The following is a 20238-nucleotide window of genomic DNA, read 5'->3' on the forward strand; positions in this document are numbered from 1 at the left end:
GCTCCCACATTGTTTTGTGACTGGCCCGGGGCTTATGACCCGGCCTTCACCAACACCGCTTTCTCCTGATATTTGTCCGGATACAACTGCTTCAACTGCGCCACTTTCGGCATATCGTTGATCACGATGTAGGGATACGTCGGGTGCTCGGTCAGGAAGTCCTGATGGTAATCCTCGGCCGGGTAGAAGCCGTTGTAGGTTTCCAGTTTGGTGACGATGGGTTTGTTGAACAAATGCGCGGCGTCGAGTTGGGCGATGTAGGCCTGGGCGACACGCTGCTGTTCCGGATTCTCCGGGAAGACCGCCGAGCGATATTGAGTACCGCTGTCCGGACCCTGGCGATTGAGTTCCGTGGGGTTATGCGCCACTGAGAAGTAGATTTGCAGCAGGGTGCCGTAGGTGACTTGAGTCGGGTCGAAGGTGACTTCGACAGATTCCGCATGCCCGGTATCGCCCTCGCTGACCTTCTCGTATTCAGCCGTATTGGCCGCGCCACCGGCATAACCGGAAACGGCTTTTTTCACGCCTTTGACGTGCTGAAACACACCCTGGACGCCCCAGAAACAACCGCCGGCGAAGACTGCCGTTTCACTGTTGGCCTGGGTGGTTTCATCAAGGGTCGGTGGCGGGATGACCACGGCGTCTTCCGAGGCACCTAAAGAGAGCGCCGAGCATTGGCCGATAACGCTGGCCGCCGCCAGGCCCAGTAAGGTACGGCGCCAGGTGAATAGAGTTTTCATTGGGCTGACTCCTTGGAAAATGGGATCGTTATCAACCGAACGTAAAGGCGTATGCCGAGACGCCCGGGTCGAGAAATTCGATGCTGAAGGTGCGGTCCGTGACATCGCCGGACTGGCGCACCAACTGATACAGGCGTTGTTCGGTGACGCTGCCGCTGCCATCGGGGGCGACATCAGTCCCGTGGGCGTCAGCCGGTGCCTTGCCGTCAATCAGCACTTTGAAGCGCACTGGTTTGCCATCGGTTCCTGGCCCCAGGACCAAATGCAGATCACGGGCATGGAAGCGGTAGACGATGCGGCTGGCCGGCGCGCTTGCCGTAGCTCGCTCTGCCCCGACATTCCATTGGCCGCCCAGGGTCCAGTTATTCAGGGCCAGTTGGGTCGGTGGGGTGTACGTCGCGACTTTGTCCGCCACGAAGCTTTTTTCAGGGACAAAATTCTCCGCACGCTGATAGCCGACATAGGTTTCCGGAGACTGGACTTCACTCATGTCCGGGGCGAGTTGCACACCCTCGGCGCTGACATTGATCAAGCCGTCCGCAACCTTTGTTGCCCCTGCTTCTTTCAGCAGTTCCTGGATCACCCGCTCCGACTCGGCGTATTCGCCTTCGCCAAAGTGGTGATAACGAATGCGGCCCTGGGCATCGGCAAAATAGTGTGCCGGCCAGTATTCGTTGTTGAACGCGCGCCAGATCTTGTAATCGTTATCGATGGCCACCGGGTAGTTGATGCCCAGGTCTTTCATGGCTTTGGTGACGTTGCCGACATTGCGCTCGAAGGCAAACTCCGGCGCATGCACGCCGATCACAACCAGCCCCTGATCGCGGTACTTCTCGGCCCAGGCTTTTACATACGGCAGGGTGCGCAGGCAGTTGATGCAGGAGTAAGTCCAGAAATCCACCAACACGACTTTGCCCTTCAGCGCTTCGGCGGTAAGCGGCGGTGAGTTGAGCCATTGCACGGCACCGTCCAGAGGCGGGAGATTGCCTTCAACAGGCAGCGCGCCTGGAGTTTTGTCCGCCACTTGCATTGCACCGCCCGAGGCCGGAAGTGCCGCGCTGTTGTTCGGTGATTTGCCGGCCAGTCGCCCAACCAGGGCTTGTTCGATGCCACCGGTGGACGCCGTCGAAACCCGCGCCAGAATCCCGGTGTCCAGCCCCAGCGCAATCGCTGCCACGCCGGCCAGCATCATGGCGCCAAGCCCGCGACGCACCCACTCGCCAGCACCGATCGAGCGTTTCATCGCCGCGAACACCTTGCCGCCCAGCAACAGCGCCACGGCCAGGGAGGTTGCCGCACCAGCGGCGTACGCCAGCAGCAACAAAGTGGTCCCGATGCTTGCCCCTTGCAACGCCGCACCGGTCAGCACCAATCCGAGAATCGGCCCGGCGCACGGCGCCCACAACAGGCCCGTGGCCACGCCTATCAGGAACGAAGCGCCGGGACGCGGCCGGGCATCGGCGCCCGCCACTTCTGACAACCGACTGCCCGCCGCGACCAACGGACGGGTCAAGCGGTCAGCCAGTTTAGGCAGCAACAGTGTCAGGCCGAACAACGCCACGAATACCAATGCGAGCCAGCGACCGTACTGGTTGAGTTGCACCACCCAACCGCCGCCCACCGCCGCCAACGTGGCGACGAGCGCGAAGGTCATGGCCATCCCCACCAACAGCGGCAAGCCACTTTTCACAAACGGTTGCCCGGTACGCGCGAAGACGAAGGGCAATACCGGCAGGATGCACGGGCTGACAATCGTCAGCACGCCACCGAGATAAGAGAGAACCAGAAGCCACATAGCGTCGACCTGCATCAAGAGAGATAAAGTAAGTGCCCGCGGATCAGGCCGTCTGTGGCTTGAAGGTCATCGCCAGGCCATTCATGCAGTAACGCAGGCCTGTCGGTTTCGGCCCATCATCGAAGACATGGCCCAGGTGCCCGCCGCAACGCCGACAGTGGACCTCTTCGCGCAACACGCCAAATGAGCGGTCCTGGCGCGAGGCCACGGCCTTGTCCAGCGGTGCCCAGAAACTCGGCCAACCGGTACGGCTGTCGAACTTGGTGTCCGATGAAAACAACGGCAGATCACACCCGGCGCAGGCAAACGTGCCCGCCCGATGCTCGTTGTTCAACGGGCTGCTGTAGGCCCGTTCGGTACCTTCTTCGCGCAGGATCTCGTACTGCTCGGCACTGAGAAGGGTGTGCCATTCGCTGTCGGTGTGGGTCACTTCGAAAACCTCCGCCGCGCTGGCCTCGCTGATCAGTGCAGAACTCGCCGCAAATTTTGGCAATACACCGATCACCAGGGCTGCAGCCCCCAGCCCGCCGCTCGTTAGAAGAAATTGTCTGCGTGAAAACATGGCCGTCTCCAAAATTCCAGGTGCCTGTCATGGAACACAGCCTAGGCTTGGGTTGATCGCCAAATCCTCACGGGGAGTTAAACAATTCGTGATAACTCCACCCGAGGAAAACCCGCACAATGTGCCCATTCGCAACAAAGGATTGAGCTTCATGGAACAGACCAAACGCGTCCTGGTGGTCGAGGACGACCTGCATATCGCCGACCTTATCTGCCTGCATCTGCGTGATGAGCAGTTCGAGGTGGTGCATTGCGCCGACGGGGACGAAGGCATGCGCCTGTTGCAGCAAGGAAGCTGGGACGCGCTGATCCTCGACCTGATGTTGCCAGGCGTCGATGGCCTGGAAATCTGCAAGCGCGCCCGGGCCATGGCGCGCTACACCCCGATCATCATCACCAGCGCGCGCTCCAGCGAGCTGCACCGCATCCTTGGCCTGGAGCTGGGTGCCGACGATTACCTGGCCAAGCCGTTTTCCATGCTGGAACTGGTGGCGCGGGTCAAGGCGCTGCTGCGACGGGTCGATGCCATGGCCCGCAACCTGAAGATGGACGCCGGCAGTTTGATGCTCGACGGCCTGTCCATCGACCCGATCACCCGCGAAGTGTCCCTCGACGGTCGGCGCCTGGACCTCACGCCACGGGAGTTCGACCTGCTGTATTTCTTCGCCCGCCAACCGGGCAAGGTGTTTTCGCGCATGGACCTGCTCAACGCCGTGTGGGGCTACAGCCACGAAGGCTACGAGCACACGGTCAACACCCACATCAATCGCCTGCGGGCCAAGATCGAAACCGATCCGGCCCAACCGGTGCGCATCCTCACGGTGTGGGGACGCGGTTATAAATTCGCGGCACTCGAGGACCAGCCATGAGAATGACCCTGACTCAGCGCCTGTCCCTGGTGTTCGCCGTGTTGCTGCTGGTGTGCTGCGGCACCTCGGCATGGATGCAGGTGCGCTCCAACCAGATGCATGAGCTGGAAGTGGTGCAAGGGTTGTCCCGGGACCTGGCCCAGCACATCGCCCACGACACCGTGCTGATGGATGCCAAGGGCCTGATGCCGAATGCCGTGCGCGATCTGTTCAGCCAACTGATGCTGGTCAACCCGAGTGTCGAGGTCTATCTGCTCGACAGCCAGGGCCGCATCGTCGGCAGCGCAGCACCGGAAGGACGGATACATCGGCAGCAAGTCGATCTGCAGCCGATCCAGCGTCTGCTCAAGGGCGACGTCTTGCCGATCCTGGGCGATGACCCGCGCAGCGTCGAGGGCCGCAAGGTGTTCAGCGCCGCGCCGCTGCAAGTCGACGGCAAACCGGCCGGCTATCTGTATGTGGTGCTGCTCAGCGAAGAACATGACCGCTACGCCGAACGCGGCGCCACCAGCGCTGCGCTCAATACGGCCCTGCTGTCCATCGGTCTGGTGGCGTTGTTGTGCCTGATTGCTGGCCTCACAGCCTTTGCCTTGATCACCCGGCCGTTGCGGCGCCTGACCGAAACCGTCAGCCAGTTCGACATCGATGGCGTGCCGGTCACGCCGCCGACCTCGGCCCCGGTGGAAAAAGCCGCCAGCCACGATGAGATTGCCGTCCTCGATGCCGCGTTCCGGCAGATGCAAACCCGCCTCAGTGAACAGTGGCGCTCGCTGACTCGCCAGGACCAGGAACGCCGCGAACTGGTGGCGAACATCTCCCATGACCTGCGCACGCCCCTGGCCTCACTGCACGGTTATCTGGAAACCCTGTCGCTCAAGGATGCCACGCTCTCCCCCGCCGACCGCCGCCGCTACCTGGGCATCGCCCTGGACCAAAGCCGCAAGGTCGGTGGCCTGGCGCAATCGCTGCTGGAACTGGTGCGGCTGGAACACGGTTTTGTGCAACCGGTGCTGGAACGCTTCTCCATGACCGATCTGGTGCAAGACATCTTCCAGAAATTCGAACTCACCGCCGAAGCACGCCAGGTAGAACTAAAGGCCACCTTCGCCCCCAACGTTTCAGCCGCCTGCGCCGACCTGGGGCTGATCGAACGGGTGCTGACCAACCTGTTCGACAATGCCCTGCGCCATACGCCCCAGGGCGGTGAAATAGAACTCAGCCTGCGACCTCAAGGTTCGTTCGTCGAAGTGACTATCAGCGACACAGGCCCCGGCATCGCCGCCGAACTGCGCGAAGGCCTGTTCCTGCGCCCATTCAACATTGGTGGTGCACGGCGTGATGGCGGGCTGGGGTTGCGGATCGTGCACCGGATCCTGCAACTGCATGGCCGTGACATCCAGTTGATCGATCTGCCGGGACGTGGCGCGACTTTTCGCTTCACATTGCCCATAGACGAACAAACGGCCGAGCAAGGGGTGGTTCGCTCGATGAATCTGAATTCGCCGGGGAAATAGTCGAGCGCTACCGCTATGATTCCGGCACCTATTTCGGCAAGGATGCTGCGCAATGTTAAACACCCTGCAAAACACCCCGTGGTGGGTTTACGGAGTACTTCTGCTGCTGTGCTACTACGGCTTCAAAGCCCTGTCCCCGACTCGGGAAAGCAAAACCTCATTGCTGGTCACACCCCCGATTTTGTTGGCGTGGTCGCTGTACTCACTGAATCTTTCGCTCAACCCGCCGTTGTCGTTGACCTGTTGGGTGATCGCCGTCCTGATGGGTAGCCTGGCCGCGCTGGTGATTTTTTCACGTAAGGGCATCGAACTGGATGATTCGCGAACCGGGCTGATCCTGCCGGGCTCAATCAAGACACTGGCGCTCTACCTGCTGTTTTTTGCCGTGAACTATTACTTCGGCTATCAGGCAGCCGTGCAGCCCGAATGGTCGGCAACGTTGCAGATGGTGTTGCTCAAGGCCTGCGCGTCAGGTTTTGCCAGCGGGTTGTTCTGCGGTCGTACGCTTAAGTTGTACCGGATTTTCCAATCTCTGAAGCCAATGACAACCGCGTAGGCATCCAAATAGGCCCGCTCGCCTCTTGGGTCGTGACAACACAGCGCTGGTCCAATAGATTAGGCGGCCTGAAAAGGCCCAGCGCTTTCTCGCCTCAACTCAAGTTAAAAGAAGTAGTGAAATTTCAATGTCCGATTCCAATACCGCTGAATCCGTAGTCACCTTGTCGTCCAAAGCGGAATACGAAAACTCCATCAATCTTTCACAGCACGTGCCCCAGGCCAAGACCATCAGCGAGATGGTCCTGGACGCTTTCCAGTCCACCCGGGAAAGCGACCAGATTCGCGAGCTGCGCGCCGCGATTCGCCACGCTCACGACAGCTTCGACGACGATAAAGCCTATGAACTGATGGGTGAACTCAAGCAACTCAAGGATGCCGAAGCCTCCGACATTGCCGCCCTGGAAGACCTGAGCAGCAAATTCCCGATCAGCCGCATCCTGTCCAGCTTCAAGGACGACCCGGCATTTCAGGAAATCGTCTACGGCCTGGCGCTGAAGGTGCTCAACCAGACGCATCAAGCCATCAGCAACCCGAGCAGCGGCAAGAGCAAGGTTGCTCGCGCGAAGAAAGAAGTCGAAGTGTTCACCATCAGCAAGGATGGCGTGAACGTCACCCTGCCGCTGCGCACGCCACGTTCGCGCCTGAACGTTGACCGCGAAGCGCTGGAATTCCTCGGTTTCACCTTTGTCGGCGAAGGTGAAGAAGCGGAGCTGGAAAGCGAAACCTTCCTGGACAATGCCGGGACGGAACAAGCGGTCAACCGCAAGAACATCATCACCGCGCTGCAGCAGCAAACCGCGTTTGACGGTTACAGCATCGCCGCGCAGTAACGACTTGGCGGTACTGCAAAACCAAAAGCCCCGTTCTGAGGTTCAGCGCGGGGCTTTTTGTTGTCTGCCATAAAACGTCACGGCGCTGGAGGACGTAACGCCACGATCATGTCCATCTCCACGGCCGCATTTTTCGGTAGCTGGTAAACCCCGATTGTCGTTCGCGCATGTTTGCCGGCGTCCCCCAGTACATGCCTGAACACATCGGAAGCACCATTGGCCACTTCGCTCAGGTCAGCAAAGTCCGCCGTGGACTTTACATAAACGGTGACGCGTAACAGCGACTTGATTTTGTCCAGAGACCCAATGGTGTCGACAATCAATGCCAGGCCACGCATCGCACTGATGCTGGCGGCGACTTGAGCATCCGCCAGGGTCAGTTCAAGGCCTACCCTGCCCGGATACTGGACCTTGCCATGCTTACGCGGTACCAGACCACTGACATACAGTTCATTGTTGTGTCGGACCAGGGGCTCGAAATGCCAACCGATAGTGCTCTCACCGTAAATGTCGTAATCAAGTTCTGTTGCCAAGGCGATGAAGCGTTCATCGCAAGTCATGTGGCCCGTCATTTCCCCCCACCCCACCTCTGTAACTGTCCATTAACAACCCTAACTTTTGACAGATTAGCCCAAGGTAGCTCTTCGCCACGACATTGAATGAAAAAGCCCCGCACTTCTTTCGAAGGCGGGGCTTTTTATACGTGATTGTCTACAACGCCTAGGGTTCCAGGGCCACGATCATATCCACTTCTACCGGGGCATTTTTCGGTAACTGATAAACACCGACGGTGGTTCGCGTATGCCTGCCGGCGTCGCCCAGCACATGGGTAAAGACGTCCGACGCGCCATTGGCCACTTCACTGAGATCAACGAAATCAAAGGTGGATTTGACATGCACGGTGATACGAATCAGTGACTTGATTTTATCCAGTGAACCCACGGCATCCATGATCAGCGCCAGTGCGCGAATAGCACTGATGCTGGCGGCGGCTTGGGCATCCGCCAGGTTGAGTTCCAGGCCCACCCGGCCGGGATACTGGATTTTGCCGTTCATGCGTGGCACCAGGCCGCTGACATACAGTTCATTGCCATGCCAGACCAGCAGGGAGTAATGCCCGCCGGCGGTGTTCTCGTCGTAGATGTCGAAGCCGTGCTCCTTGGCCAGCTCGATAAAGCGTTCGTCACGGGTGGTTGGCTTGTTCATTGACTGCACCTTCTAGATCAATCTTGCGAAACACGCCATCGAGGGTAGGCACAGACGCTTGCCTTGAGCAGAGCAAGTTCGTATAGAATCCAGCGAACTTTACTGCCAGGGAGACCAGTAAAATGCAGGCTCAACGTGCGGTCATCGCCGCCATCGAGTTCCAGCCAGGCGTGCCGCTGGTGCAACAGATCGTCGAACAACTGTCAATCGCGATCAGCCAGGGAGGGCTGCCCCACGGCGCCAAGCTGCCACCGATTCGTGAACTCGCCGAACTGTTGAACGTGGGCAAGTCCACGGTGGTCGATGCCCTTGATCACTTACGGGCCAAGGGGCTGGTGGTTTCTCGCCAGGGCTCGGGGCATTACGTGCATCGCTCCAGCACTACGATCCCGGCAGAACCCGGCCCGGACCTGCAACCCCAGGACACCCTCAGCATCGTCCGCCGCGCCGTACTGTTGGATAACGGCGCCCTGCGCCCCGGCTGCGGATTCCTGCCGTCCTCCTGGCTGCCTGCCGAAGAACTGCTCAAAGCCGTGCGCGGCACCCTGCGCGCCACCGCTCTGCGCATGGGCGAATACGGCGTCACCGGCGGCTACCTGCCATTGCGCCAGGCATTGCGGGTCAAGCTGTCGACGTTCGGCATCGACGTGCCGGTGGAACAGATCATCACCACAGCCAACACCATGCAGGCCGTCGACCTGCTGATGCGCCTGCTGATCAAACCCGGCGACACCGTGCTGCTCGACGACCCGTGCTACTTCAACATGCACACCAACCTCGCGCTGCATGGCGCCAAGGTCATCACCGTTCCGCGTACCTGCGAAGGCCTGGACCTGGAAGCCTTCGAGCAAGCGCTGATCGCCCACAAACCCGTGCTGTACATGACCAACAGCACGCTGCATAACCCGACCGGGCACTCGTTCTCCCCGGCCCAGGTGTATCGGCTGATGGAGCTGAGCCACCGCTATGGTTTCCACATTGTCGAAGACGATTTGTATGGCGACCTTCAACAACGCCGCACACCGCGTCTGGCAGCAAGTGGGGTGGACAATGTGAGTTACGTATCCGGATTCTCCAAGACCCTGACGGCCAACAGTCGGGTCAGCTATGCCGTGCTGTCACCGCAACTGGCGGCACGCCTGATCACCCTGAAAATGGCCTGCGGCGGCGTGACCTCTGAATTCGCCGAGCAGATTACCTGCACGATGCTCAGCAACGGCAGCTACGCCAAACACACGCGGCGGACGGTAGATCGGTTGTACGAATCGAGTAGCCGGGTGGCGCGCTGGTTGGTGGAGGCTGGTTGTTCCGTGTCCTCCCTGCCCGGTGAAGGGCTGTTTATCTGGACGCGATTACCGGAAGGCCTGCACGCCGAAACCCTGGCCCGCAAAGGCCTGGAAAACGACCTCGTGCTGGCGCCTGGAACATTGCTCAGCAAAACCCCTGAGGCCAGCCAATTCATGCGATTCAACGTGGCGCACAGTGATAACGCCCAGGTTCGCGAGCGGTTTTTCCGGTTGCTTGATCGCTGAGTTTTGCTGATACACCGCGGCGCGGCCTTCGCGAGCAAGCCCGCTCCCACAGGGGCCCAGCGCCGATCACAAGAGTAGCGGCAATCCCGATCCCCTGTGGGAGCGGGCTTGCTCGCGAATGGGGCCACCCGGTCCCCCGGGGAAAACCCAATAAAAAACCCCGCTCTTCTTTCGAAGGCGGGGTTTTTCAATTCAGCAACTAAACCTTAAGGCGCATAAGTCAGCAACAGCTCACTCGGCACTTTGAAGTCCAGCGACATCATCACGCTCAGCGCGGTAATGGTGAAGATCGAGAACACGAACAGCTTGCGTGCCCAGACCGTGTCATCCACTGCCTTGTAGCCGGTCCAGGCCATGTACAACCAGTACATGCCCATGGCCGCGGCGACGGCGAGGTAGCTCATGCCGGCGTAGCCGCTGAAAGTCAGCATCAGGGTCGCGACCAGGAACGCCAGGATGTAGAGCAGGATGTGCTTCTTGGCAACCTGGATCCCGCGCTTCACTGGCAGCACCGGAATCGATGCGGCCAGGTAATCGTTGAAGCGGAAGATCGCGATGGCGTAGGAATGCGGCATCTGCCACAGGCTGAACATCACCAGCAACGTCAGCGCGGCCATGTCGAAGCTGTTGGTCACGGCGACGTAACCGATCACCGGCGGCATGGCGCCCGACAGACTGCCCACCAGCGTGCCGTGAACCGACTTGCGCTTGAGGTACAGGCTATAGAAGCCGACGTAGATGACGAAACCGATGACCGCAAACAGCGCGGCCAGTGGATTAGCCACCTTGTACAACAGTGCAACGCCGGCGATGCCTAGGACGGTCGCGTAGACCAGGGCCAGTTTCAGGGAGATCAAGCCCTGGACCAGCACTCGGTTCTTGGTGCGTTCCATCTTCAGGTCGATGTCGCGGTCGATGCAGTTGTTGAACACGCAACCGGAAGCCACCACCAGGGACGTGCCGATCATGGCGGCCAGGAAGATGGCCAGATCGACATGCCCTTTCGAGGCCAGGAAAAATCCGCCCGCCACAGAAAGCACGTTACCGAAAATGATCCCCGGTTTGGTGATTTGGATAAAGTGCTTAAAGGACATCCGGACTTTCCTCAGTGCGCCATCATGACGGTGTGGATGCTGAACATGATCCACAGCGACAAGCCAACCAGCAGGACGATCACCATCGCAGCGAACACAAACGCGATCACGTTGTTACGCTGGGCGGCGGAGCGGTCCAAGTGGAGGAAGTACACCAGGTGAACGAGCACCTGGATCACTGCGAAGGCCAGTACGATCCACAGCGTCCAGACTTTCGGCAGCGATGGGTACATCACCAGGCCGAACGGAATGATCGTCAGGATCACCGACAGGATGAAGCCGATGGCGTAGGACTTTACGCTGCCGTGACCGGCGTCGTGGCTGTCGTGGGAATGAGCGTTAGCCATTACAGAGTCCCCATCAGGTAAACAACGGTGAATACGCAGATCCAGACCACGTCCAGGAAGTGCCAGAACAGGCTCAGGCAGCTCAGGCGGGTCTTGTTGGTCGACGTCAGGCCATGTTTGTTGACCTGATACATCATGATCGCCATCCAGATCAGACCGCTGGTCACGTGCAGACCGTGGGTGCCGACCAGGGTGAAGAACCCGGACAGGAAGCCGCTGCGGTTAGGACCGTAGCCTTCGGAGATCAGCATGTGGAACTCGTTGATCTCCATGCCGATGAAGCCCAGGCCGAACAGGAAGGTGATGGCCAGCCAGCCCAACACTGCTTTCTTGTTGCCCTTGAACAACGCCAGCATGGCGAAGCCGTAGGTGATCGAGCTGAGCAACAGGCAGGCGGTTTCGCCCAGCACGTATGGCAGCTCGAAGATGTCGTGGCCCGATGGGCCACCCGCTACGTTGTTAACCAGTACCGCGTACACCGCGAAGATCGACGCAAACAAAATGCAGTCGGTCATCAGGTAGAGCCAGAAACCGAATACGGTCATCTCGCCCGAGTCGTGGTGATGGTCATCGTGCCCATGTTCATCGACATGGGTGTGTCCAGCATTGGTCACTAAGTTCGACATGGTTTAAGCCTGTTCCAACGAGGTTTCAACACGGGTGGCGCCAGCCGGGATTTTCCCTGCCGCTACCAGACGCTTGTGCTGCTCGGCTTCGATGCGCTCGATCACGTCGACCGGCACCATATAGCCCTGGTCATCACGGGCAGCATGGATAACGAAGTAGATCACGGTACCGGCGAGGCCGAAGATGGCCATCCACCAGATGTGCCAGATCATCGCGAAACCGAACACGGTCAACAGAGCACCCATGACCAGGCCGGTCGCGGTGTTGTTTGGCATGTGGATCGGCTCGTACTTGGCCGGAGTCTGGTACGCAGTACCGTTTTCCTTGGCTTCAGTGAACGGGTCGATGCCTGGCGCTTTCGGCAGTACGGCGAAGTTGTAGAACGGCGGTGGCGACGAGGTCGACCATTCCAGGGTATGGGCATTCCACGGATCGCCGTGTTCGCACATGTTCTCTGGCTTGTTGCGGTCACGCACACTGACGTACAGCTGGATCAACTGGCAGGCAATACCGACGGCGATCATGACCGCGCCGAACATTGCAACGTGCAGGTAAGGCACCCACTCAGGGTTGGTAGTGGCATTCAGACGACGGGTCATGCCCATGAAGCCCAGTGCATAGAGCGGCATGAACGCGACGAAGAAGCCCGAGATCCAGAACCAGAACGCTGCCTTGCCCCAACCTTCGTGCAGCTTGAAGCCGAACGCTTTAGGGAAGAAGAAAGCGAAACCAGCGATGTAGCCAAATACTGCGCCGCCGATGATCACGTTGTGGAAGTGAGCGATCACGAACAGGCTGTTGTGCAGTACGAAGTCAGCACCCGGGATGGCCAGTAGTACGCCGGTCATGCCGCCGATGGCGAAGGTCACCATGAAGCCCAGGGTCCAGAGAACCTGGCTGGTGAACTGCAGACGACCGCGATAGATGGTGAACAGCCAGTTGAATAGCTTCACCCCCGTCGGAATCGAGATCAGCATCGTCGCCAGGCCGAAGAAGGCGTTGACGCTGGCACCCGAACCCATGGTGAAGAAGTGGTGCAGCCAGACCATGAAGCCCAGGATCGAGATCGCGCCCGAGGCGTAGATCATCGAGTGGTGGCCGAACAGACGCTTGCCGGAGAAGGTCGAGATGACTTCGGAGAAGACCCCGAACGCCGGCAGAATCAGGATGTAAACCTCGGGGTGACCCCAGGCCCAGAACAAGTTGACGTACATCATTGGATTGCCACCAAGTTCATTGGTGAAAATGTGGAAATCCATGTAACGGTCGAGGGTCAGCAGTGCCAGGGTAGCGGTCAGGATCGGGAACGAAGCCACGATCAGGACGTTGGCCCAGGTGCAGGTCCAGGTGAAGATCGGCATGTCCATCATCTTCATGCCTGGAGTACGCATCTTCAGCACGGTCGCCAGGAAGTTAACCCCGGTTAGCGTTGTCCCCAGACCCGATAGCTGCAGGGCCCAGATGTAGTAGTCCACGCCAACGCCCGGGCTGTAGCCCAGTTCCGACAGCGGCGGATACGCAACCCAACCGGTACGGGCGAATTCGCCGACACCCAGGGACACGTTCACCAGCACAACGCCGGACACCAGCAGCCAGAAGCTCAAGGAGTTCAGGAACGGATAGGCAACGTCACGGGCGCCGATCTGCAGCGGCACTGCAAGGTTCATCAGGCCGGTGAAGAATGGCATCGCCATGAAGATGATCATGATCACACCGTGGGCGGTGAAGATCTGGTCATAGTGTTCAGGTGGCAGGTAGCCAGGCGAACCCTCGGTGGCCAGGGCCAACTGGGAACGCATCATGATGGCGTCGGCAAAGCCGCGCAGCAGCATGACCATGGCGACGATGATGTACATCACGCCGATTTTCTTGTGGTCGACCGACGTCAGCCACTCGGTCCACAAGTAGGTCCACTTCTTGAAGTAGGTGATTGCAGCGAACACCGCCAGACCGCCGAGCGCGATCATGGCGATGGTAATCATCACGATCGGTTCGTGGAACGGGACCGCTTCCCAACTTAATTTACCAAACATCGTTTACTCCTCTGCCCCGGCAGCTGAATGCGAACTCATGTCCATCCCTTCCATGGCGGCCACTTCGTGCTCTTTTTTCTCGTGATGCATTGGCTTGCCCGGTTTCATGCCTTCGTACTTGTCGACGATGATCTGGAACAGGTTTGGCGTGAACGAGGAGTAGAGCTCGACTGGGTTGTTCTGGCTTGGTTTGGAAAGGGCTTCGTATTCAGCTTTTTCCAGCTGTTTAGGTGCCTTCTTGACATCACTGACCCAGGCATCGAAATCCGCCTGGGAAGTGGCGATAGCTTTGAACTTCATGCCGGTGAAACCCGCGCCGCTGTAGTTGGCGGAGATACCGTCGAATTCAGCGTTCTGGTTGGCAATCAGGTGCAGCTTGGTTTCCATGCCCGCCATCGCGTAGATCTGGCCACCCAGGCCCGGGATGAAGAACGAGTTCATCACGGTGTCGGAGGTGATTTTGAAATTGATTGGCGTGTTGGCCGGGAACACCAGTTTGTTAACGGTGGCGATGCCTTGTTCCGGGTAGATGAACAGCCACTTCCAGTCCATGGAGACCACTTCAACGGTGATCGGCTTGACGTCGGATTCCAGCGGCTTGTACGGGTCCAGTGCGTGGGTCGAAATGTAGGTCACGTAACCCAGGGCAATGATGATCAGGACCGGAACAGCCCACACCGCGATTTCGATCTTGGTGGAGTGCGACCATTTAGGCGCGTACACCGCGTCCGGGTTGGAAGCGCGATATTTCCAGGCGAACAGGAACGTCATGACGATGACCGGCACAACGACCAACAGCATCAGCAGCGTTGCGGTGATGATCAGGTTTCGCTCATCCAGGCCGACCTGGCCCTTGGGGTCGAGCAAGGTCATGTTGCAGCCTGACAGCAGCAACGTGCCGAGCAGCGGCAATAAGCCTAGTAGTCTGGGGTACCTGTTTTTACTCATCTCACGACCTCTAAAGCAGCTTGCGCAATGCAGTTGGGTTTTGATCGCCAACACTTCACCCTGCCAAGGGTTGGCATTTTTCTTGGATTGAATAAGGGCTGCCCGTCGCGCGTCAGACGCTGTTCGACAAATCCTGGGCTAGCGGTGAGTTCTTATTCGAATTCGTGGTCAAAGGCCTTGTTACAGACCAATTCCATTTGGTGCGGATAGTCGGAAAGGCACCGACACCTGGGAGTCGCATGAAGCCGCTAAGCCTCTCGACGCCCTATTCTGCTCAGATGAGAGCAGCGCCGGGAATTCAGTGCGGGCGATTGTAGATACGTCGCCGCCTATAAACCATGTCTCATCTCGAAATAATTTTTATCCATTCCGGCAACAATCATTAACGGATTTTGCAAAAGTTCAGCATGGTATCGAAATTAATTCTCAACAAAAACACCAAAATTTGTGGGGCTAACACCCGCAGTTCAGACAGCCTTCATGGCACCTTGCCTTCCGTTACCCCCGCCAAAGCCCCGATAAGCAAGGGGTCTGGCGATTCGCCGAAGCCTGTTAAAACTGCCTGTTACACCAGGAAGATGAACAAATGGGCAGCAGTTCAAACGGGGTCATTTCGTTGCGTAGCTATGCACCAATTCAGCTCTTTGAAATGCTCTGCGACACTCAAGCTGTGACAACATGTCGCACACGTTGCGCACCCTTGGCTGTCGTACATCACGGTCTGTTTACCTGAGCTCTGAAATGCAAAACGCCCTGGCCCTCCTGACGAGGACCGGGGCGTTTTTGTATGACGCGACGGGTTAGCGCAATGCCTTGCGATTACGCGAGACCAGCAGCGGCACCAGGATCACCACGAGCACAAACGACACCAGCGCCCACTGTGCCAGCGACAGGCCGAGAATCGGCGGATATGGCGTGTCACAGAAGCCATCGACCTGGAAACCCAGCGGGAAGATCTTCGCCAGCGGCAGACCATCGACAATCGGTTGCAGCACATCGACGCCGCAACTGACCGCCGGATAGAACTGCGTATAGACGTGATGCCCGGCCGCCGCGACGCCGCCGAGCGCGGCGATGACCACCAGCACCTCGAACACCGTAAGGCTGCGACGGGTGCGCATGGCCGCGCCGATGAAGGCGAAGATGGCGATCAGCAACAATGCATAACGCTGCAGGATGCACAGCGGGCACGGCGCCTCTTCCAGCACCACTTGCATGTACAGCGCGCCACCGATCAGTGCCAGGCAGATAATGCCCAGCAGCACCAGATAACGCCGCTCACGGCCCAGTCGCATCGTTTCGTCACTCATCGCGTTTCCCTTCTAAATATCGATTGCCGGAAGTCTACACGCTGGCCCGGACCTTGGAGAGCCTGGCGCGCGCCGTTGGATGTCGGGGAATAGACGACAGGCCGGTTAAGAAGGGATTAACTTTTGAGTGATTTGCAAGAATCGGGATCGCGGTGCGGCCATTCGCGAGCAAGCCCGCTCCCACATGGGATCTCGGTTGAACACAGGATTTGTGTTCATACCGGTCCTCTGTGGGAGCGGGCTTGCTCGCGAAGCAGGCGGCTCGGTCTTTAATAGTTACTCAAGTGCCGAAGCCGGCCCAAAGAACTCATAACGACTCTGCTTCTCCGGCACACCCAGCGCTTTCAAATGACGCTTGATCGCCGCCATAAAGCCTTTCGGCCCCAGGAAGTACGCATCCAGGTCCCGCTGCTGCGGCAACCATGCGCCCAGTTGCTCCTGGCTCAACAACCCAACCTTGTCCGCCGCCGGGCTCACGCCGTCATCTTCGGCGTAGCAATAGAAGCGCTTGAGCTGCGGATGACGCTCGGCCAAACCGTCGATCCAGTCGCGGAACGCATGAACACTGCCATTACGCGCGCAGTGGATAAAGTGCACCGGCCGCTCGGTCGCCAACGCCGCTTCGAGCATTGCGATCGTCGGGGTGATGCCGACGCCGCCGCTGATCAGCACCAGCGGTTTGTCGCTGGCGGTCAGGGTGAACTCGCCCGATGGCGGGAACAGTTGAATACTCGAGCCGACATGCAGTTGATCGTGCAGGTGGTTGGAGGCGCGGCCACCGGTTTCGCGCTTGACGCTGATGCGGTACTGGCCGTTGTCCGACAGGGATGACAGTGAGTAGTTACGACGAATTTCTTCACCGTCGAGGATCAGTTTCATGCCGATGTACTGGCCGGGTTCAGCGGCGAGGATCGGGCCTTTGTCGGCAGGTTCGAAGTAGAACGAGATGATTTCCGCGCTTTCCTCGACTTTGGCCACGATGATGAACTCCCGCGCCCCGCGCCAGCCGCCCGGTGCCTGTTCTTTCTGGTCGTAGATGCTGGTTTCGGCGCCGATCAGGATGTCAGCCAGTTGGTTATAGGCAGCGCCCCAGGCGCCGATGACTTCAGGTGTGGCGATTTCTTCGCCCAGCACTTCGGCAATCGCACGCAATAAGCAGGTGCCGACAATCGGGTAGTGTTCCGGGAGAATCTGCAGCGCCACGTGTTTGTTGATGATCTTGGCCACCAGATCGCCCAACTGGTCGAGCTGATCGATGTGCCGCGCATACATCAACACGCCGTTGGCCAGGGCGCGGGGTTGATCACCACTGGCCTGGTGGGCCTGGTTGAACAGCGGGCGGACTTCCGGGTATTCGGAGAGCATCATGCGGTAGAAGTGGGTGATCAGCGCTTCGCCACCGCTTTCCAGCAGCGGCACGGTGGATTTGACGATGGCACGGTCTTGAACGCTAAGCATTAGGGCAACTCCTGAGCTTCGATGTGAATGCCTTAGGCTTATCAGTTTCCATGCCAACAATTAAATTGTTAAAAATCAATATCTTAAATGCGACGTAGTCATATCGACACAGAGTGATTTATAGTCACCTCGACTACATGGAGTCACTATGACTGCAAAATCCCTGCTTACCGCCCTTCTTCCCCTGGTCTCGGACCTGTCCCGCGAACTGCCCGAAGGCGAGCGCTATCGGCGCCTGCTCGAAGCCATGCGCGCCCTGCTGCCCTGCGATGCCGCCGCGCTGCTGCGCCTCGATGGCGAATGGCTGGTGCCGCTGGCCGTCGACGGCTTGAGCACCGACACCTTGGGGCGACGCTTCAAAGTCAGCGAACACCCGCGCTTCGAAGCGTTGCTCAGCAGCCCCGGCCCGACTCGCTTTGCCGCTGACAGCGAGTTGCCCGACCCTTACGACGGTTTGGTCGACGGCCTCGACGAGCACCTGGAAGTTCACGATTGCATGGGTTGCCCGCTGTTTATCGATGAGCGCCCGTGGGGACTGTTGACCCTCGATGCGCTGGACCCAGAGCGCTTCGAACCGATCGAACTCGACGCTTTGCAGGCCTTTGCCAGCCTCGCCGCCGCGACCGTGAATGCCGCCGAGCGCATCGAACGACTGGCCAATCGCGCCGAAGACGAACACCAGCGCGCCGAGGTTTACCGTCAGGCCAGCGGCCAGCAGAACCGCGAAATGATCGGCCAGAGCAAGTCGCACAAACGCCTGGTGGAAGAAATCAGCCTGGTGGGCGGCAGCGATCTGACGGTGCTGATCACTGGGGAAACCGGGGTCGGCAAGGAACTGGTGGCGCAAGCGATTCACGCCGCTTCGCCCCGGGCCGACAAGCCGATCATCAGCCTCAATTGCGCTGCCCTGCCGGACACGCTGGTCGAAAGCGAGCTGTTCGGCCATGTGCGCGGCGCGTTCACCGGGGCAACCAGCGACCGTCGCGGTAAATTCGAACTGGCCAACGGCGGCACGCTGTTTCTCGATGAAGTCGGCGAACTGTCCCTGACCGTACAGGCCAAGCTGTTGCGGGTGCTGCAAAGCGGCCAGTTGCAGCGCCTGGGTTCGGATAAAGAACATCAAGTCGACGTGCGGCTGATCGCGGCCACCAACCGCGACCTGGCAGAAGAAGTGCGCAGCGGCCGCTACCGCGCCGATTTCTATCATCGGCTGAGCGTTTATCCGCTGCTCGTACCAGCACTGCGAGATCGCGGGCGGGATGTGTTGCTGCTCAGCGGCTTCTTCCTCGAGCAGAACCGCTCGCGCATGGGCCTCAACAGCTTGCGCCTGAACAGCGATGCACAAGCGGCGCTGCTGGCTTATCAATGGCCGGGGAACGTGCGGGAGCTGGAACACTTGATCGGCCGCAGCGCATTGAAGGCGCTGGGCAACTGCAAGGAACGGCCGAAGATTCTCAGCTTGAGCGCGGCGGATCTGGATCTGCCCCATGGCAGTATCGAGGTGCCAGCCGAGCAACCAACCGTCAGCCCTGTGGCTTTGGTCTCGGGTGACTTGCGCGCCGCAACCGAGGATTATCAGCGGCAACTGATCAACGCCTGTCTGGAACGCCACCACAACAATTGGGCGAGCGCGGCCCGTGAGCTAGGCTTGGATCGAGCGAATCTGGGGCGGATGGCCAAAAGATTGGGGATGAAGTGAGGGCCCTTTCGCGAGCAAGCCCGCTCCCACATTGGGAATGCATTCCATGGTGGGAGCGGGCTTGCTCGCGAAGTCGTCATACCATTCACCCGAATTTCTAAAGCCTGCCCCCAACAAGTCGATAACCCGGCATCAATTGCTTTTGGCGACTTTTTACTCGCCCATCACCTTTCTCCAAAGAAGGTTTTTATGTCCTCCACCAAAGCCCGCGCAGATTCACTTTCGCTTCTTCTGTTTACCCTGCGCAGCGGCAAGCTGATGGCGATCAACCTGCTGAAAGTCAGTGAAATCATCCCCTGCCCACCGCTGACCAAGCTGCCGGAGTCGCATCCCCACGTCAAAGGCATCGCCACCCTGCGCGGCGCCTCGTTGTCGGTGATCGACCTGAGCCGCGCCATCGGCGAGCGGCCGCTGGAAGATCCCAACGGTGGCTGCCTGATCGTCACCGACGTCAGCCGCTCCAAACAGGGCCTGCACGTTCAGGCCGTGAGCAAGATCGTGCACTGCCTGACCACCGACATCCGTCCGCCGCCCTTCGGTTCCGGCGGCGTGCGGTCGTACATCACTGGCGTGACCTCGGTCGATGGCGTGCTGGTGCAAGTGCTGGACATCGAAAAGGTCATCCACGGCATCGCCCCGGCGCAGATCGAAATGGCCCCGACCGAACTGAGCATGGAAGACGCCGAAGTCTTGGGCAACGCACGGATCCTGGTGGTCGATGACAGCCAGACCGCGCTGCAACAATCGGTGCACACGCTGCGCAACCTCGGCCTGCAATGCCACACCGCCCGCAGCGCCAAGGAAGCCATCGACTGCCTGCTGGACCTGCAAGGCACCGCGCAGCAAATCAACCTGATTGTGTCGGACATCGAAATGTCGGAGATGGACGGCTACGCCTTCACCCGCACCTTGCGCGAAACCCCGGATTTCTCGCACCTCTACGTGCTGCTGCACACCTCGCTGGACAGCGCGATGAACAGCGAAAAAGCCCGCTTGGCCGGGGCCAACGGGGTACTGACCAAGTTCTCCTCGCCAGAACTGACCAAGTGCCTGATCGAAGCCGCCAGGGCCGTCGCCGAGCAAGGTCACTGAGTTTGGCCGAGGACTTTTGCTTTCT

The 20238-nt window shown here is 59.2% G+C and carries 19 protein-coding genes; 7 read left to right on the top strand and 12 right to left on the bottom strand.

Annotated elements, in window-relative coordinates; all coding sequences use genetic code 11:
* Positions 1 to 32: 32 nt before the first annotated feature.
* Genes msrA through msrB form a run of 3 tightly spaced genes read right to left on the bottom strand, consistent with a single transcriptional unit; the run spans position 33 to position 3097 of the window.
* Positions 33 to 740: a peptide-methionine (S)-S-oxide reductase MsrA gene (gene msrA, locus ACIQY3_RS32635; RefSeq protein WP_403028430.1), complete on the bottom strand. Its 708-nt coding sequence runs from the start codon at positions 738 to 740 to the stop codon at positions 33 to 35.
* Positions 741 to 771: 31 nt separating this feature from the next.
* Complete coding sequence (locus ACIQY3_RS32640; protein WP_403028433.1) at positions 772 to 2535, bottom strand: cytochrome c biogenesis protein DipZ; 1764 nt, start codon at positions 2533 to 2535, stop codon at positions 772 to 774.
* A 43-nt stretch (positions 2536 to 2578) separates the two neighbouring features.
* Entirely contained in the window at positions 2579 to 3097 is a 519-nt protein-coding gene (gene msrB / locus ACIQY3_RS32645; RefSeq protein WP_403028436.1) for a peptide-methionine (R)-S-oxide reductase MsrB, read from the bottom strand.
* A gap of 151 nt (positions 3098 to 3248) precedes the next feature.
* Here msrB and ACIQY3_RS32650 point away from each other — a divergent pair, with 151 nt between their 5' ends.
* The 4 genes from ACIQY3_RS32650 (at position 3249) to ACIQY3_RS32665 (ending at position 6867) form a co-directional block, all read left to right on the top strand.
* Positions 3249 to 3965, top strand: coding sequence for a response regulator transcription factor (locus tag ACIQY3_RS32650; protein WP_403028439.1), 717 nt, complete (start codon positions 3249 to 3251; stop codon positions 3963 to 3965).
* The gene (locus ACIQY3_RS32655) at positions 3962 to 5479 is read left to right on the top strand and encodes an ATP-binding protein (RefSeq protein WP_403028442.1); all 1518 of its coding nucleotides are present in this window, start codon (positions 3962 to 3964) and stop codon (positions 5477 to 5479) included. Before ACIQY3_RS32650 ends, ACIQY3_RS32655 begins: the two co-directional genes overlap by 4 nt.
* Before the next feature lie 52 nt (positions 5480 to 5531).
* On the top strand, positions 5532 to 6035 hold the full coding sequence (locus tag ACIQY3_RS32660; RefSeq protein WP_403028445.1) for a hypothetical protein: 504 nt from the start codon (positions 5532 to 5534) through the stop codon (positions 6033 to 6035).
* Between the two features lie 127 nt (positions 6036 to 6162).
* Complete coding sequence (locus ACIQY3_RS32665) at positions 6163 to 6867, top strand: hypothetical protein (protein ID WP_403028447.1); 705 nt, start codon at positions 6163 to 6165, stop codon at positions 6865 to 6867.
* Between the two features lie 77 nt (positions 6868 to 6944).
* Here the strand turns inward: ACIQY3_RS32665 and ACIQY3_RS32670 are convergent, their stop codons facing one another.
* A complete protein-coding gene (locus ACIQY3_RS32670) occupies positions 6945 to 7439 on the bottom strand; it encodes a RidA family protein (RefSeq protein ID WP_403028450.1) in 495 nt (164 codons plus the stop codon).
* Positions 7440 to 7587: 148 nt separating this feature from the next.
* Positions 7588 to 8073 (bottom strand): RidA family protein, encoded by a 486-nt coding sequence (locus ACIQY3_RS32675; RefSeq protein WP_403028452.1) that lies wholly within the window; start codon positions 8071 to 8073, stop codon positions 7588 to 7590.
* A gap of 122 nt (positions 8074 to 8195) precedes the next feature.
* On the opposite strand from ACIQY3_RS32675, the gene ACIQY3_RS32680 reads away from it, so the two are divergent.
* Positions 8196 to 9605, top strand: coding sequence for a PLP-dependent aminotransferase family protein (locus tag ACIQY3_RS32680; RefSeq protein WP_403028455.1), 1410 nt, complete (start codon positions 8196 to 8198; stop codon positions 9603 to 9605).
* 206 nt (positions 9606 to 9811) lie between these two features.
* On the opposite strand, the gene cyoE is transcribed toward ACIQY3_RS32680, so the two are convergent.
* The 7 genes from cyoE to hmpA form a co-directional block, all read right to left on the bottom strand.
* Positions 9812 to 10699 carry a heme o synthase gene (gene cyoE / locus ACIQY3_RS32685; protein ID WP_054045503.1) on the bottom strand — a complete coding sequence of 296 codons (888 nt, stop codon included), beginning with the start codon at positions 10697 to 10699 and terminating at the stop codon, positions 9812 to 9814.
* An 11-nt stretch (positions 10700 to 10710) separates the two neighbouring features.
* On the bottom strand, positions 10711 to 11046 hold the full coding sequence (gene cyoD / locus ACIQY3_RS32690) for a cytochrome o ubiquinol oxidase subunit IV (protein WP_054045505.1): 336 nt from the start codon (positions 11044 to 11046) through the stop codon (positions 10711 to 10713).
* A complete protein-coding gene (locus ACIQY3_RS32695) occupies positions 11046 to 11672 on the bottom strand; it encodes a cytochrome o ubiquinol oxidase subunit III (protein WP_054045508.1) in 627 nt (208 codons plus the stop codon). Before ACIQY3_RS32695 ends, cyoD begins: the two co-directional genes overlap by 1 nt.
* A 3-nt stretch (positions 11673 to 11675) precedes the next feature.
* Positions 11676 to 13706, bottom strand: a complete 2031-nt coding sequence (cyoB, locus tag ACIQY3_RS32700; RefSeq protein WP_403028459.1) for a cytochrome o ubiquinol oxidase subunit I — start codon at positions 13704 to 13706, stop codon at positions 11676 to 11678.
* Positions 13707 to 13709: 3 nt separating this feature from the next.
* A complete protein-coding gene (cyoA, locus tag ACIQY3_RS32705) occupies positions 13710 to 14654 on the bottom strand; it encodes a ubiquinol oxidase subunit II (protein ID WP_403028462.1) in 945 nt (314 codons plus the stop codon).
* A gap of 800 nt (positions 14655 to 15454) precedes the next feature.
* The gene (locus ACIQY3_RS32710; RefSeq protein WP_403028465.1) at positions 15455 to 15964 is read right to left on the bottom strand and encodes a disulfide bond formation protein B; all 510 of its coding nucleotides are present in this window, start codon (positions 15962 to 15964) and stop codon (positions 15455 to 15457) included.
* Between the two features lie 276 nt (positions 15965 to 16240).
* Positions 16241 to 17422 carry an NO-inducible flavohemoprotein gene (hmpA, locus tag ACIQY3_RS32715; RefSeq protein WP_403028467.1) on the bottom strand — a complete coding sequence of 394 codons (1182 nt, stop codon included), beginning with the start codon at positions 17420 to 17422 and terminating at the stop codon, positions 16241 to 16243.
* Between the two features lie 148 nt (positions 17423 to 17570).
* Between hmpA and norR the strand changes: the two genes are divergently transcribed.
* On the top strand, positions 17571 to 19121 hold the full coding sequence (gene norR, locus ACIQY3_RS32720; RefSeq protein WP_403028470.1) for a nitric oxide reductase transcriptional regulator NorR: 1551 nt from the start codon (positions 17571 to 17573) through the stop codon (positions 19119 to 19121).
* Between the two features lie 189 nt (positions 19122 to 19310).
* Positions 19311 to 20213: a chemotaxis protein CheV gene (locus ACIQY3_RS32725; RefSeq protein WP_403028473.1), complete on the top strand. Its 903-nt coding sequence runs from the start codon at positions 19311 to 19313 to the stop codon at positions 20211 to 20213.
* Positions 20214 to 20238: the final 25 nt, after the last annotated feature.

The organism is Pseudomonas sp. NPDC096950, from assembly GCF_044762525.1.
In the GTDB taxonomy this organism is placed as follows: Bacteria; Pseudomonadota; Gammaproteobacteria; order Pseudomonadales; family Pseudomonadaceae; genus Aquipseudomonas.